Origin of the sequence: Streptomyces novaecaesareae (assembly GCF_000716875.1) — a bacterium.
Taxonomy (GTDB): domain Bacteria; phylum Actinomycetota; class Actinomycetes; order Streptomycetales; family Streptomycetaceae; genus Kitasatospora; species Kitasatospora novaecaesareae.
The window spans coordinates 1-14,301 of sequence record NZ_JNWQ01000003.1 but is presented as its reverse complement, the minus strand read 5'-3'; the positions used below and the strand labels follow the sequence as shown (position 1 = coordinate 14,301).

Genomic DNA, 14,301 nt, shown 5'->3' with positions numbered 1-14,301 from the left:
CACTCCCGCACCGGCCGTCAGCCGTCAGCCGTCAGCCCGCGACGGCCGCCACCTCGTCCCCCGCCTCGTCCCCCGCGACGACCCCCACCTCGTCCGCCGCCTTCCGGGGCGTGAACCAGTGCTCGCGCACGGCGTCGGTGGGCCGCTGCTCGCCGAGGGCGGGCAGGCCCCACTCCCCCAGCGCCTCGATGACCGGCCGCAGTTCGCGGCCGCGCCCGGTGAGCTCGTAGACCGTCGCGTTGGCGGGCCGTTCCAGCCGGCGCCGCACGACCAGCCCCTCGCCCTCCAGCTGCTTGAGCCGGGCGGCCAGGATGTCGGTGGAGACGCCGGGCAGGTCGGCGTGCAGGTCGGTGTAGCGGCGCGGGCCGCCCAGGAGTTCACGGACGATCAGGAGGCTCCAGCGTTCCCCCACCGCGTCCAGGGCGCGGGCGACGGCGCAGTACTGGTCGTAGCTTCGGCGTGACATGTGGATCAGCATAGCCAAAAGGTTGGACTTTCCAAGTGCCAACTTGGTAGAACAAAGCAGAAGCAGCGGAGCGGTGGTGACGGTCGGGAGGCCGCAGATGGAGTTTCGACAGTCCAGCAAGCTGAATGACGTGTGCTACGAGATCCGGGGCCCGGTGGTCGACCAGGCCAACGCCCTGGAGGAGGCCGGGCACAGCGTGCTGCGGCTGAACACCGGCAACCCTGCCCCGTTCGGCTTCGAGGCGCCCGAGGAGATCCTCCAGGACATCATCCGCAACCTGCCCAAGGCGCACGGCTACAGCGACTCGCGCGGCATCCTGCCGGCCCGCCGCGCGGTGGTGCAGTACTACCAGCAGCGCGGGGTCCAGGGCGTCACCGTCAACGACGTCTACCTCGGCAACGGCGCCTCCGAGCTGATCCAGATGGCCGTCACCGCGCTGGTGGACGACGGCGACGAGGTCCTCGTCCCGATGCCCGACTACCCGCTCTGGACGGCCGTGGTCCGGCTGGCCGGCGGCAAGGCCGTGCACTACCTGTGCGACGAAGAGGCCGAGTGGTACCCGGACCTGGACGACATCGCCGCCAAGATCACCGCCCGCACCAAGGCGATCGTCGTCATCAACCCCAACAACCCCACCGGCGCCGTCTACCCGAAGGAGCTGCTGGAGGGCATCCTCGACCTGGCCCGCCGCCACCAGCTGATGGTCCTGGCCGACGAGATCTACGACAAGATCCTCTACGACGACACCGAGCACCACTGCCTGGCCGCCCTCGCCGACGACGTGCTCACCCTCACCTTCAACGGCCTCTCCAAGGCCTACCGGGTGGCCGGCTTCCGCAGCGGCTGGCTGGTCGTCTCCGGGCCCACGCAGCACGCCACCGACTACCTGGAGGGCCTGACCATGCTCTCCGGCATGCGGCTGTGCCCCAACGTGCCCGCCCAGTACGCCGTCCAGGCCGCGCTCGGCGGCCACCAGTCCATCAACGACCTGGTGCTGCCCGGCGGCCGGCTCACCGAGCAGCGCGACATCGCGGTCAAGGCGCTCAACGAGATCCCCGGCGTCAGCTGCGTCAAGCCCAAGGGCGCGCTGTACGCCTTCGCCAAGCTCGACCCGGCCGTCCACCGGATCGTCGACGACGAGCGGTTCGTGCTGGACCTGCTGCTGCGCGAGAAGATCCACGTCGTCCAGGGCACCGGATTCAACTGGCCGCGCCCGGACCACTTCCGCTTCGTCACCCTGCCCCGTGCCGACGACCTGGAGACGGCCATCAACCGGATCGGCCGCTTCCTGGCGACGTACCGCCAGAGCTGATCCGTAGGCTCGGACCATGACCGTCCTGCGCTCCGTCGCCCTGTTCCTCCTCGCCGCGCTCGCCGAGATCGGCGGCTGCTGGCTGGTCTGGCAGAGCGTGCGCGAGCAACGGCCGTGGTGGCTGGCCGGGGTGGGGGTGGTGGTGCTCGGGGCGTACGGCTTCGTCGCGGCACTGCAGCCGGACAGCCACTTCGGCCGGGTGCTGGCCGCGTACGGCGGGGTGTTCGTGGCCGGCTCGCTGCTGTGGGGCGTGGTCGTGGACGGCTTCCGGCCGACCCGCTACGACGTGGTGGGCGCGCTGGTCTGCCTGGCCGGGGTCGCCGTGATCATGTACGGGCCCCGGCGCTGAGGTCCTCCCTCAACGCCGGGGCCGAGTACGGGCGTTCCGGGGCTACCAGCCCCAGCCGCCGCCCTCGCCGTCGTCGTCGCGGCCCGAGTCCCAGCCCTCGCCGACCTTGCGCAGGATCGAGTAGTTGTCGATCTGCGTGCCGTCCTCGGCCAGCGCGGTGACCTTCATGACCGACTTCTGGCCCAGGTGCGCCGGGGTGACGTCGACCTTGATGAACGAGTAGCCGGTGTAGCGCACCCGCGACCACTGGATGGTCTCGGGGGTCTTCACCCGGCCCTTGCTCCAGTAGTAGGTCTTGACCTCGTCCTGGTGGTTCTCGTGCCCCTCGTAGGTGTCCGGCACGTCGAACTTGTACAGGCTGCGGCCGGCCGCGCCCGCGGTCACGTAGACCACGCCGTCCTTCTCGGGCTCGATGGTGGCGCCGCTCGGCACCTGCTTCGAGACCTTGTTGCCCAGGATGGCGTCGGTGCGCTCGTAGATGTGGTTGTGGCCGTTGATGACCAGGTCCACCCGGTACTTCTCGAACAGCGGCACCCAGGCCTCGCGGACACCGCCCTCGGAGGCGTGCGCGACGGTGGTGGAGAAGGCGCAGTGGTGGAAGAAGACCACGACGAAGTCGATCGTCTCGTCGCTGCGCAGGTCCTTGAGGGTGCGCTCCAGCCACTTGGTCTGCTTGTTCGCCGAGACGCCAAGGTTGGCCGGGATCTCGTACGAGACGTCGTTGGCGTCCAGGGAGATGACGCCGACGTTCTTGTAGCGGAAGGTGTAGACGCCGGGGACGGCGCGCGGGTCCGGCCCGTTGTTCGGCAGGAAGAAGCGGGCGTTCTCGCCGCCGTAGCCGTTGGGCGAGTACCAGGCCTCGATGTCGTGGTTGCCGTAGGCGACCATCCACGGGATCTCGGCGGCGACCGTCTCGGCCTGGACCAGGAAGTCGTCCCAGGTCTTCGCGTTGAAGACGGACTTGTCCGGGTCGGTGCCGGAACCGGCCGGGTCGGCGTAGCAGATGTCGCCGGCGTGCAGGTGGAAGGCCGGCTTCTGGGCCTTGATGATGTGGTCGTTGCCCGCAGCGTGCGAGCTGACGCCCTGGTCGCCGAAGGCCGTGAAGGTGAACGGCTCGTACACCTTGCCCCAGCGGTGGTCGCGGGAGGGCGCGGTGCGGAAGGTGTGCAGGGTGGAGATCTGCTGCTGCGAGGCGGGGTCGAAGCCCTCGTGGCCGACACCGTAGTAGTAGGTGGTGTCGGGGTGCAGGTCCTCCAGCGCCACGTGCAGGTAGTACTGGTCCACCGGCTGGCCGGTCGGGGTCAGCGCCGGGGTGTGCAGGGCGCGCACCTCGGCCTGGACCTTGTGGCTCAGCTCCCACGGGTGCTTGCCGAAGCGCAGGAACGGCTTCTTGACCGGCGCCGGGACCTGCCAGGAGACGCGGAACTGGGTGTCCGGCTCGGGGCCGAACTGGAGGTGACGGCCGATCGGCGCGACCAGCGAGCCGTCGATGCCGTCCGTCGTGCCGCCCGTCAGCAGCTGCGGACCGGCCGGAGCGGCGAAGGCGGTACCGCTGCCCAGGGCACCGCCGACGGCGACGGCGCCGACGGTCACGGCCCCGGCGCGCAGCATCCGGCGGCGGGAGAAGCGGGCCCGCAGGTACTCGTGCTGCTCGGCCATGCTCATGCGGTCGGCAAGCTTGGCCGGCACGCCCATGTTGGGGATATCCATGCGCGGGACTCTGTCAGCGGCGCGTGGATCGAACACGGACGCGGGGTGAACGGGCCGCAGCGCGCCCCCCATTCGAACACCAATGTTCGACCATGGTTCGGTAAAGGGCATGTCCGCGTCGGCCCGACGCCGGATCATGGCCCCGGCCGGCCGGGCGATCTGAGGGGGTTTCGGAACCACCGTCCGGAGCCGGCCTTCCGGAGGGGTCAGGACGGTTCGTCCCACTGCGTGGCGGTCCGGTTCCCGGTGCCGTCGCAGGTGCGGCAGATCTCGTCCCGGTAGGCGTGCTTGGCGCCGGTCGCGTCCACCCGGTAGCGCACGTACACGCCGGTGCCGTCGCACAGGAAGCAGTTGCCGCCCCCGCCGCCCACCTCGGTGGTGCCGGTGCCCTGGCAGGTGCGGCAGCTGAGGCCGGCGGTCCGGCCGGTGCCCGCGCAGATGCGGCAGACCGTCGTCATCGTCTTCCTCCCTCGCGCGGAACCTGCTCGACGCCACCGGTCATGGTAGTGGTGCGGGTGGCGGAGCGGTCCTCGGATGACGATCCGACGATCAGACGGTCAGTCGGGAAACGGTCAGTCGGGAAACGGTGAGCCGGGAGTCGGGAGGCCGTCAGTCGGGGAGCGCCTCGCGGACCCGGCGGGAGACCGAGATCAGCTGGAGGTCGAGCAGACCGGGCGGGTCGGCCAGGCCCGGGCCGCCCGCGCGCACCCAGGCGGCTATGTCGTCGATCATCTCGTCCATCAGCACGAAGCCGAGCCAGACCGGCCGACCGCCCGCCGCCCGGCCCTCGCCGGAGGGGCCGACCACCACCACGTTGGACTGGGTGCACACGTCCAGGCACTTGACGGCCCGGACCCGGCCCGCCGAGCCCACCGCCGACTGCAGCCGCTCGTACTGCCCCGCGTGGTCCACGCCGGGGTGCTTCGCCTCGGTGCCGCAGCAGCAGCCGCGGCAGACGGTGACGGTCACCGGGGAGGCGGCGCCCCGCTTCCGGTCGCTGCCCCGGTCACTGCCCCGGGCGCCGTCGCGGTCGCGGTCTCGGCGGCTCATCGGTTCTGGTACCCCTCGTGGTCGGCGGCGCGCTCTGCACCCGCACTGTACCCGTCGGCCGGGAGCCGCCCAACCGGCCGGTGACAAGCGAGTGCACGAATTCCGCTCCACGGCGTTTCGGAAATACCTTCGATACACGGTGGAGCGAAATACGAAATGCGACCGGCTGTCATCTGACGGAATTTCGGCAATTTCCGCGCAAACCATGGACGGGCGCGAAACCTGGCAGTAACTTACCTGCGAGTAGCTGTGGCCCGGCTCGGCACGACCCCCACCCGTCGTTTCTCTCCCCCCAGGAGGAACCGTGCTCCGCCCTGCCCGGAAATCCCGGCACCTCCGGAATTCCACCGTGCTCGCCGCGACCGCCCTCGGCGCCGCACTGGCGCTCACCTCCACCAGCGCCCAGGCCGCCACCCCGGCCCCCAAGCACTACGTGGCGCTCGGCGACTCCTACGCCGCCGGCGCCGGCGTGCCCGGCCAGTCGGCCGGCCTGTGCCTGCGCTCCGACCGCAACTACGGCCACCTGGTCGCCGCCGCCCTCGACGCCGGCACGTACACCGACGTCACCTGCGCCGCCGCCAAGGTCAAGGCGATGACGCAGCCCCAGTACGACGCCTTCATCAGGGTCAACGACCCCCAACTGGATGCGCTGACCCCCGACACCGACCTGGTCAGCCTCGGGATCGGCGGCAACGACCTCGCGGCCAGCGACCTCGGCCTCGGCGAACTGGTCGCCACCTGCATCGCCGGAGCGGCCGTCAACCCGCTCGGCACGCCCTGCAAGGACGTCTACCACCACGGCTACTGGGACTGGCGCACGTGGTCCTGGCAGTACGGCAACGACGACCTCGCCGAGCGGATCACCACCACCATCACGCCGCAGCTCGCCGACACCCTCCAGCGCATCCACGCGAAGGCGCCCAAGGCCAGGGTGCTGCTGGTCGGCTACCCGTCCGTGCTGCCCGCCGACGGCTCGACCTGCATCCTGCGCCAGCCGGTCACCCCGGGGGACGTCGAGTACATGCACGGCGTCCTCAACAAGCTGAACGCCGCGCTCAAGGCCACCGCGGCGGCCGGCGGCGCGACGTACGTCGACACGGCGACGCCGACCGCCGGGCACGACGTCTGCTCGGACGACCGCTGGATCGAGGGCGCGCTGCCCGGCTCCCCCGCCGTGCCGTTCCACCCGAACGCGACCGGCGAGAAGGTGATGGCGGACGCGGTGCTCGCCGCGCTGCGGTAACGGATCGACAAGGCCCGGGCCGAGAAGCCCCGAGCCGAAGAAGCCCGAGCCGAAGAGCCCCGAGGGGCGGTGACCAGGCCCCGGTCACCGCCCCTCGGTCTCGTCGGTCTCCGCGTCGTCACTCGGCCTTGGCGGCGGCGCCGGCCTCCAGCCCGGCCGACCACTTCTCCTCGACGTTGCCGAACTTCCAGTACGCGATCGCCGCGGCCCAGGTGAGCACGAACAGTCCGACGATGGCGTAGCCGACGAAGTTGAGGTCCAGTCCGCCGATCCAGGCGACCGGCCCGCTGGTGATGTCCAGCTTCTCGCCGAGCAGGCCGATCAGCTCGACCGAGCCGATGACCAGCGCGACCAGCACCGACAGCCCGGTGACGGTCAGGTTGTAGTAGATCTTGCGGACCGGCTTGGAGAAGGCCCACTCGTACGCGAAGTTCATGAACGAGCCGTCGATGGTGTCCAGCAGGCTCATCCCGGCCGCGAACAGGATCGGCAGCGTGAGCAGCGCGTACCAGGGCAGCGAGAACGCCGCCGCGCCGCCCGCCAGCACCAGCAGGGACACCTCGGTGGCGGTGTCGAAGCCCAGGCCGAACAGCAGGCCCACCGGGTACATGTGCCACGGCTTGGTGACGGCCCTGGTGACCCGGCCGAGGATGCGGTTCATCAGCCCGCGCCGCTCCAGCTGGCGCTCCAGCTCGGCCTCGTCGTACTCGCCCTCGCGCATCTTGCGGAAGACCTTGAGGATGCCGTTGAAGGCGCCCAGGTTGATCAGGCCGAGGAGCAGCAGGAAGGTGCCGGAGACGGTGACGCCGATCAGGCCGGTCATCCGGTGCAGCGTCGAGTCGTCGGTCTCCAGCTGGTCGGCCAGCGAGCGGATGCCGAAGGCCAGCAGCGCGCAGAGGCCGAAGACGATCGAGGAGTGCCCGAGCGAGAACCAGAAGCCGACCGACAGCGGCCGCTTGCCCTGGCCCATCAGCTTGCGGGTGGTGTTGTCGATCGCGGCGATGTGGTCGGCGTCGAAGGCGTGCCGCATGCCGAGGGTGTAGGCGGTCAGGCCCATGCCCGCGCCGAACACCTGGCCGCCGACGTCGTAGCGCTCGGGTGCGACCAGCGCGAGCAGGGTGAACCAGCCGATGACGTGCAGCGCGAGGATGAACCCGCCCATTCCGGCCAGGCGCATCCACTCCTCACGGGTGAGCCGGTCGCGCCAGCGGGGGGCGGTCATCTTCGGGTCCTTTCGGCGGGGCGGGCGGAGCCGGGCCATCTTTCCGCCTGGACGCGAGCAGTTGCAAGTCATACGCAATTACGGTTCGGTTTCCGCTCGCCGCGAGATCACCACAACCCGTACAGGGCTTCGTCACCTCCCGGGGCTATCTCCGGTCGCTCTACGCGCGGATACTCCCGTTCTACGCGCGAAAACTCGGGCGCCGACAACCTCAACTCCCCACGGAGGAACGGCACATGACGATCCGCATTCGAACCGTCGCGGCCCTCTCCGGCGCGGCGCTGCTCGCCGCCGGCCTCACCACCCTCGCCCCGGCCGCCACCGCGGCCCCCACCGCCCCCGCGTCGGCCACCGCCGTGCACGCGGTGAGCGCCACGCCGCACCGGGTGCTGTTCGACAACAGCAAGGCCGAGACCGCCGGCAACGCCGACTGGATCATCAGCACCAGCCAGCCCGACCCGCTCGCCCAGAACCCCAACCCCACCACCGAGAAGAGCTGGACCGGCGCGCTCTCCGCCTGGGGCGTCGCCCTGCAGAAGACCGGCCAGTACAGCCTCAAGACCCTCCCCTCCGGCTCCACCATCACCTACGGCAGCGGCGGCGCGCTCGACCTCGCCAACTTCGACACCTTCGTGATCCCGGAGCCCAACATCCGGCTGAGCGCGAGCGAGAAGACCGCGGTCATGAAGTTCGTCCAGAACGGCGGCGGGCTCTTCCTGGTCTCCGACCACATCAACAGCGACCGCAACAACGACGGCTGGGACTCGCCGAAGATCATCAACGACCTGCTGACCAGCAACGGGGTGAACAACAACGACCCCTTCGGCTTCTCCGTCGACCTGCTCAACATCACCACCGACAACCCGCGCGCGGTCAACGACGCCACCGACCCCGTCCTGAACGGCTCCTTCGGCACCGTCACCGGCTCGATCCTGCGCAACGGCACCACCTTCACCCTCAAGCCCGCCGACAACCCGTCGGTCAAGGGCCTGGTCTACCGGACCGGCTACAGCGGCAACACCGGCGCCTTCTTCGTCACCAGCACCTTCGGCTCCGGCCGGGTCGCCGTCTGGGGCGACAGCTCCCCGATCGACGACGGCACCGGCCAGTCCGGCAACACCCTCTTCAACGGCTGGGACGACCCGGCCGGCACCGACGCCGCCCTCGCCCTCAACGCCACCGCCTGGCTGAGCAAGGCGTAACCGCCAGCCAGGGCGTAGGGCCCGACCGGGCCCAACCCCTCGCGGGGCCTTCACCAGGAAAACGGCCGAGTCCTCCCCTAGGGTCGGAATGCCGACGCCCGCGGCGGGTACGGGTGCCCCCCGTACCCGCCGCGGGCCCGTCGGCGCCCACCCGGCCCGGGACCCGATGGGAGCGGCCATGCCGTCGTACCCCTTCCACACCACCCGCGAGGACGTCCGCATCCCGCTGCCCGACGGCACCCAACTGGCCGCCCGGCTGTGGCGGCCGGTCGGCGACGAATCCGTCCCCGCGCTGCTGGAGTACTCCGCCGGCCGCCTCACCGACCGGACCGCCGCCGAGGACGCCCGCCGCCACCCCTGGTACGCGGGCCACGGCTACGCCGCCCTCCGGGTCGACACCCGCGGACACGGCAACTCCGACGGCACCCCCGGCGAGCCCGGCGGCGAACAGGAGCTGGCCGACGGCGCCGCCGTCATCGACTGGCTCGCCCGCCGCCCCTGGTCCACCGGCCGGGTCGGCCTGCTCGGCACCGGCACCGCCGGCACCACCGCGTTGCGGCTGGCCGCCCGGGCCCCGGGCGCCGTCGGCGCCGTGGTCACCGCCTGCCCCGAGGGCGGTCACCGGCTCGGCGGCGCCCTGCTCGCCGCCGGCCTGCACACCCGGCTCACCGCCCTCGTCGCCGACGCCGCCCTGCCGCCGGACCCGCGCCACGTCGGCGACGCCTGGCGCGGCCGCTGGCTGGCCCGCATGGAGGCCCTGGAACCGCCCGTCGACGCCTGGCTCGCCGCCGGCGAGACCACCGTGCCGGTGTCCGTGCCGGTGTTCGCGATCTCCGGCTGGGGCGACCCGTCCTGCTCCTTCGTCCTGCGCCTGCTCGCCGAATCCCCCACCGCGCGCGCCCTGATCGGCCCCTGGCCGCACGGCCTGCCCGAGGACGCCCTGCCCGAGACCCTGCGCTGGTGGGACCACTGGCTGCGCGGCGTCGACACCGGCGCCGCCAAGGAGCCCGCCCTGCGCAGCTGGATCGGCACCCGCTGGACCGGCGACGACAACTGGCCCTCCCCCGACGTCCGCCCGATCCACTACGGCCTGGACGGGCCGCTGCGCACCGCCGGCACCGCCTCCGACGACCGGTACGTCCACGTGCGCTCCCCCCAGCACACCGGCCTCAACGCCGGCGCCTACGTCCCGGACGGCCGCCCCGCCGACCAGCCGCCCGACCAGCGCGAGGAGGACGGCCGCTCGGTCTGCTTCGACTCCCAGCCGCTGCCCGAGCCGGTCGAACTGCTCGGCGCCCCCACCGTCCGGCTGCGGCTGCGGGAGGGCGGGCCCGCCCCGCTGGTGGCCGTCCGGCTCTGCGCGGTCGGGCCGGACGGCACCTCGGAGCTGGTCACCCGGGGCGTCCTGGTCCCCGACGGGCCGGACGCCGAGGTCGAACTCGCGGCCTGCGCCCGGACCGTCCCGGCCGGGCACCGGCTGCGGCTCGCCTTCTCCTCCGTCTACTGGCCGTGGGTGTGGCCCCCGGCCGAGACCACCGGGTACGCCCTCGACCCGTCCCGCTCCACCCTGAGCCTGCCCGTGCGCCACCTGGCCGCCGACGTCGGCGCCGCCCCCGTCACCTTCGAAGCGCCCACCCTGCCCGAGCCGCTCGACATCCACCTCACCGAGCCGCTCACCGCCCGGCCCGAACACCTCACCGTCCACGACATCGGCCGCCACGAGTGGCGCACCGAGCTCTCCCCCGCCACCGACGGCAGCCGCACCCACCCCGACGGCCTCGTCCGCGACGAGCACACCGTCACCGCCTACCGCATCCTCACCGACGCCCCGCTCAGCGCCCAGGCCCGCAGCGACCGCACCGTACGGCTGGAGCGGCCCGACATCGGCTGGGACGTCACCGTCCAGACCCGCACCCAACTGCGCTGCGACGCAGGGCACTTCCTCAGCATCGTGCAGCTGCGGGCGCTGGAGGCCGGGTCGGTGGTGTTCACCCGGGAGTGGCAGCACCGGGTGGCCCGCGACCAGCCCTGAACGAGGACCCGGTTCCGGTTCACCTCCCGGTCGTCCTCGAACGGCATCGTCGAGCGCGACTTCACCCTGGGCGACGTCCCCGGAGTCCTCTGGTCGCCGGCGTCCGGCGCCGACCGCGCAATCCGGCCGCACCTGCCAGGATCGACCGGGTGAACGCCCGCACGCTGTACCAGGACCTGCTCGACACCGACGGCCCGTACCAGGACCTCGTCGGCCCCTGGCTCGACCGGACCGCACCCACCGGCTACGCCGAACGCCTCCGGACCGCCGCCACGCACCGCAACCACTGGTGGACCGGCCAGGAAGACGGCCGGGAACTCCTCCAGGAGCTCTACGCGCTCAGCCGCGTCGCCGACTTCCTCCTCCTCGACCCTCAACTACCGCCCTACCTCACGCTGTTCACCGCTCTCGGGATGGCACCCTTCGAGGACGCCGCCCGCTTCGACCCCTTCCTGCACGAGATCGTCGAGGTCGAGCAGGCCGAGGACCCGAAGGCCCCGATCGAGATCCTGGAGGTCCGCCATCCCGGGCTGATGCTCGGCGAGCTGCTGTTCGGCCGCGCCGGGGTCCGGATCCGGGCCGGCGCCGCGCACGCCGAACGCGGAGTGGCCGACCGCTTCCCGCTATACTGGACCTTCCGCCGGGCCCACCGGCCCACCCACGACCTGTCCCACGGCTGGGGCAGCAACTCGCAGTGGAGCACGGACTTCCGCCTCGACTACCGCACCCCCGACGGCGACCACCTCAACGTCGCCGAGAACGGCTCGGTCGACGGCCCCCCGGACCGCGACCACGACCGCGCCAAGGACCTCGCCCCCGAGGAACGCCTGCTCACCCCCACCGAACGGCGCGAACTCCTGCGCCACCGCTGCCTCCTGCGCACCCCGCAGGCCGCCGAAGCACTCGCCGCCTCCCCCGGCTGGCAGGACGAGCTGTGGCCCTACGAGTGGCGGCTGCCGGCCGGGGAGGTGTGATCGGCCAGGACCTCGCCGCTCACCGGCCGACCGCGAGGTCCTGACTGCCCACCACCTTCAGCAGCCGCAGCGCCGCGTGCGAGGGGGTGCCGGGCGCGGCGGTGTAGAAGATCGTCCACTGGTCCCGGTGCGGGTCGTGCAGGGCCTCGCAGTCGAGGTCGAGCGGGCCGACCACCGGGTGGAGGATCCGCTTGCTGGTCGAGCGGCGCACCTCCACGTCCTGCCGCGCCCACAGCTCCCGGAACTCGGCGCTGTGCGCGAGCAGCCGCTCCACCAGGGCGCGCAGAGCGCTGTCGACGGGGTACCGGGCGGCCGCGGAACGCAGGTCGGCGACGGCGCGGCAGGCGAAGCCCTCCCCGCCGGAGGGGTCGTGGAGGGCGCGGGCGGCCGGGTCGGTGAAGAACCGCCAGACGAGGTTGCGCTCGCCCGGCGGCAGCACGGAGAAGTCGCCGAGCAGTGCGGCCGCCATGGCGTTCCAGGCGAGGACGTCGCGGGCGGCGCTGCAGACCATGGCCGGGGTGTCGTCCAGCCGGTCGAGCAGGTGCAGCACGCCCGGGCGGACATCGCGGGCCAGGCCGGGCGGCGGCAGCGGCGGTTCACCCACCAGGTGGTGCAGATGGGCGCGTTCGTCGTCGGAGAGCCGCAGCGCCCGGCTGATCGCCCCGATCATCTGGCGGGACGGCCGCGGGCCCCGGCCCTGTTCGAGGCGGATGTAGTACTCCACCGACATCCCGGCGAGCTGCGCGACCTCCTGGCGGCGCAGGCCCGGGGTGCGGCGGCGACCGCCGGCCGGCAGGCCGACGTCGGCCGGCTGGACGCGGGCGCGCCAGCGCCGCAGGAAGGCGGCCAGCTCCGCCCGATCGATGTGTTCCACACCCCCGAGTCTGGCCCGGCCGCGGCCCGGACACCATGGGACCGCCGGTACCACCCTCGGCAGTGCCCTCCCGAGCGCGCCGCCGCTCGGCCAAGGTCGGGGGCATGACCACCGCAACGCAGCACCGCATCGTCCTGATCACCGGCGCGACCAGGGGCATCGGCCTCGCCACCGCCGGTGAACTCGCCCGTGCCGGGCACACCTTGCTCATCGGCGCCCGCGACCCCGAGCGCGGGGCCGCGGCCGCCGCCGGGCTCACCGCGCAGGGCCTCGACGCCCGAGCCGTCCACCTGGACGTGACCGACCCCGCGACCGCCACCGCCGCGGCCGAGCTGATCGCCGCCGAGTACGGCCGGCTGGACACCCTGGTCAACAACGCGGGCGTGGCCCGGGACTGGCGGCGCACGCCGGAGGAGCTGCCCGTCGAGGCGGTGCGCGAGACGTACGAGACCAACGTGTTCGGCGTCGTCGCCGTCACCAACGCCGTGCTGCCGCTGCTGCGCCGGTCCCCGGCCGGGCTGATCGGCAACGTCTCCAGCGGCCTCGGCAGCTTCTCCTTCCTGGCCGACCCGGACTCCCCGGTCTGGGAGCACGCGACCCTGCTCGCCTACAACTCGTCCAAGGCCGCGCTCAACGCCGTCACCCTGGTCTACGCCCGGGCGCTGCGCGACAGCGGCATCAAGGTCAGCGCGCTGGAGCCGGGCTACTGCGCGACCGACCTCAACGGGCACAGCGGCCACTCCAGCGCCGAGGAGGGCGGCCGCCGGATCGCCCGGCAGCTCGGCGAGGCCGCGGCCGGGCCGACCGGCCGGTTCTTCCACCCGGAGGGCGGCACCTACCCCTGGTAGCCGGCCCCGAAGCTGAGGCGTGTCCTGGACGGCCCGCGAAGCTAGGGCGTGTCCTGGACGGCCCCCGCGGCGATGAGTCCGGGCAACTCGCGCATGTCCGCGAAGACCACGGTGCCCGGCCCGGACAGCCACTGCGCCGGGGTGATGCCGCCCGCGTAGCCGAGGGCGCGCATCCCGGCGGCGCGGGCGGCCTGGACGCCGGGCCGGCTGTCCTCGACCACGACGCAGGCGGCCGGGTCGACGCCCATCGAGCGGGCGGCGTACAGGAACAGGTCGGGGGCGGGCTTGCCCCGGCCGACCTCGGTGGCGCTGAAGATCCGCCCGGCGAAGCGGTCGTGGAGCCCGGTCCGGCCGAGGGTGTGCCGCATCTTCTCGTGCGTGCCGCTGGAGGCCACGCAGGTCGGCAGGTCGATCGCGGCCAGGGCCTCCGGCAGTCCGTCCACCGGGGTCAGCCCGGCGTCCACGGCCTCGGCGTGCAGTTCGCGGAAGCGCTTGTCCCAGACCGTCGCCGTCTCCTCCCCCAGCCGCTCGGCCAGCATCGCGTGGTTGGCCGCCTCCGACCGCCCGACGAACCGCTCGACGGCCTCCGCCTCGGTCAGCGGCCAGCCCAACTCCTCCCCCAGCCGCACCAGCACCCGCACGGCGATCACCTCGCTGTCCACCAGGACGCCGTCGCAGTCGAATATCACCAGCTCAATCGGCTTGATCATCGGGCCAGCATACGGCGGCCGGGCAGCCCGCCCCCGGAGGTTTCCGGGGGCGGGCTGCCCGTGCGGGGCTGCGGGGGTCAGCCGGTCTGGACGGAGGTGTCGTCGATCAGGAAGCTCGTCTGCAGCGAGGAGTCCTCGGTGCCGTTGAACTTCACGGTGACCGCCTGGCCCGCGTAGGCCGACAGGTCGAAGGTGCGCTGCTGGTAGCCGGCCGCGGCGTCCACGTTGGAGTAGGTCTTCAGCGTGGTGCCGTTGACCGACACGGTCAGCTTGTCGTACGCGGTGCTGCCCGTCTCCGCGGTGTCGATG

General features: G+C 72.4%; 13 protein-coding genes and 2 pseudogenes. 7 read left to right on the top strand and 8 right to left on the bottom strand.

Translation table 11 applies throughout. The features are described from left to right. Positions 1–112: 112 nt before the first annotated feature. Positions 113–466 (bottom strand): annotated as a pseudogene (locus OP86_RS01775) (winged helix-turn-helix transcriptional regulator); the annotation flags it as partial. Between the two features lie 97 nt (positions 467–563). Here OP86_RS01775 and OP86_RS01770 point away from each other — a divergent pair. Both OP86_RS01770 and OP86_RS01765 read left to right on the top strand, forming a co-directional pair. Next, positions 564–1,778, top strand: a complete 1,215-nt coding sequence (locus OP86_RS01770) for a pyridoxal phosphate-dependent aminotransferase (protein ID WP_030056974.1) — start codon at positions 564–566, stop codon at positions 1,776–1,778. 16 nt (positions 1,779–1,794) lie between these two features. Further along, positions 1,795–2,127 (top strand): YnfA family protein, encoded by a 333-nt coding sequence (locus OP86_RS01765; RefSeq protein WP_030056973.1) that lies wholly within the window; start codon positions 1,795–1,797, stop codon positions 2,125–2,127. Between the two features lie 42 nt (positions 2,128–2,169). On the opposite strand, the gene OP86_RS01760 is transcribed toward OP86_RS01765, so the two are convergent. From OP86_RS01760 to OP86_RS01750, 3 genes are all read right to left on the bottom strand, one after another. Continuing rightward, complete coding sequence (locus OP86_RS01760; RefSeq protein WP_078588479.1) at positions 2,170–3,837, bottom strand: purple acid phosphatase family protein; 1,668 nt, start codon at positions 3,835–3,837, stop codon at positions 2,170–2,172. Positions 3,838–4,043: 206 nt separating this feature from the next. After that, positions 4,044–4,295 (bottom strand): hypothetical protein, encoded by a 252-nt coding sequence (locus OP86_RS01755; RefSeq protein WP_030056971.1) that lies wholly within the window; start codon positions 4,293–4,295, stop codon positions 4,044–4,046. A gap of 151 nt (positions 4,296–4,446) precedes the next feature. Further along, positions 4,447–4,887 (bottom strand): hypothetical protein, encoded by a 441-nt coding sequence (locus OP86_RS01750; RefSeq protein WP_078588480.1) that lies wholly within the window; start codon positions 4,885–4,887, stop codon positions 4,447–4,449. A gap of 349 nt (positions 4,888–5,236) precedes the next feature. On the opposite strand from OP86_RS01750, the gene OP86_RS01745 reads away from it, so the two are divergent. After that, positions 5,237–6,130 (top strand): SGNH/GDSL hydrolase family protein, encoded by an 894-nt coding sequence (locus OP86_RS01745; protein WP_030056969.1) that lies wholly within the window; start codon positions 5,237–5,239, stop codon positions 6,128–6,130. 118 nt (positions 6,131–6,248) lie between these two features. On the opposite strand, the gene nicT is transcribed toward OP86_RS01745, so the two are convergent. Beyond that, the gene (gene nicT, locus OP86_RS01740) at positions 6,249–7,352 is read right to left on the bottom strand and encodes a Nickel transporter NicT (RefSeq protein ID WP_030056968.1); all 1,104 of its coding nucleotides are present in this window, start codon (positions 7,350–7,352) and stop codon (positions 6,249–6,251) included. A gap of 236 nt (positions 7,353–7,588) precedes the next feature. Here nicT and OP86_RS01735 point away from each other — a divergent pair, with 236 nt between their 5' ends. The 3 genes from OP86_RS01735 to OP86_RS01725 all read left to right on the top strand — a co-directional run bounded on the left by OP86_RS01735 (position 7,589) and on the right by OP86_RS01725 (position 11,560). Continuing rightward, positions 7,589–8,554 carry a motility-associated ABC transporter substrate-binding family protein gene (locus OP86_RS01735; RefSeq protein ID WP_030056967.1) on the top strand — a complete coding sequence of 322 codons (966 nt, stop codon included), beginning with the start codon at positions 7,589–7,591 and terminating at the stop codon, positions 8,552–8,554. A 178-nt stretch (positions 8,555–8,732) separates the two neighbouring features. After that, positions 8,733–10,586 (top strand): CocE/NonD family hydrolase, encoded by a 1,854-nt coding sequence (locus OP86_RS01730; RefSeq protein WP_051829548.1) that lies wholly within the window; start codon positions 8,733–8,735, stop codon positions 10,584–10,586. Positions 10,587–10,735: 149 nt separating this feature from the next. Further along, positions 10,736–11,560 (top strand): hypothetical protein, encoded by an 825-nt coding sequence (locus OP86_RS01725; RefSeq protein WP_051829547.1) that lies wholly within the window; start codon positions 10,736–10,738, stop codon positions 11,558–11,560. A gap of 19 nt (positions 11,561–11,579) precedes the next feature. Here OP86_RS01725 and OP86_RS01720 read toward each other — a convergent pair whose 3' ends face one another. Beyond that, the gene (locus OP86_RS01720; protein WP_030056963.1) at positions 11,580–12,434 is read right to left on the bottom strand and encodes a helix-turn-helix transcriptional regulator; all 855 of its coding nucleotides are present in this window, start codon (positions 12,432–12,434) and stop codon (positions 11,580–11,582) included. Between the two features lie 104 nt (positions 12,435–12,538). On the opposite strand from OP86_RS01720, the gene OP86_RS01715 reads away from it, so the two are divergent. Continuing rightward, the gene (locus tag OP86_RS01715) at positions 12,539–13,282 is read left to right on the top strand and encodes an SDR family NAD(P)-dependent oxidoreductase (protein WP_030056962.1); all 744 of its coding nucleotides are present in this window, start codon (positions 12,539–12,541) and stop codon (positions 13,280–13,282) included. Between the two features lie 41 nt (positions 13,283–13,323). On the opposite strand, the gene OP86_RS01710 is transcribed toward OP86_RS01715, so the two are convergent. Next, a complete protein-coding gene (locus OP86_RS01710) occupies positions 13,324–13,992 on the bottom strand; it encodes an HAD family hydrolase (protein ID WP_030056961.1) in 669 nt (222 codons plus the stop codon). A 77-nt stretch (positions 13,993–14,069) separates the two neighbouring features. Continuing rightward, a pseudogene (locus OP86_RS01705) lies at positions 14,070–14,301 on the bottom strand (putative Ig domain-containing protein); the annotation flags it as partial.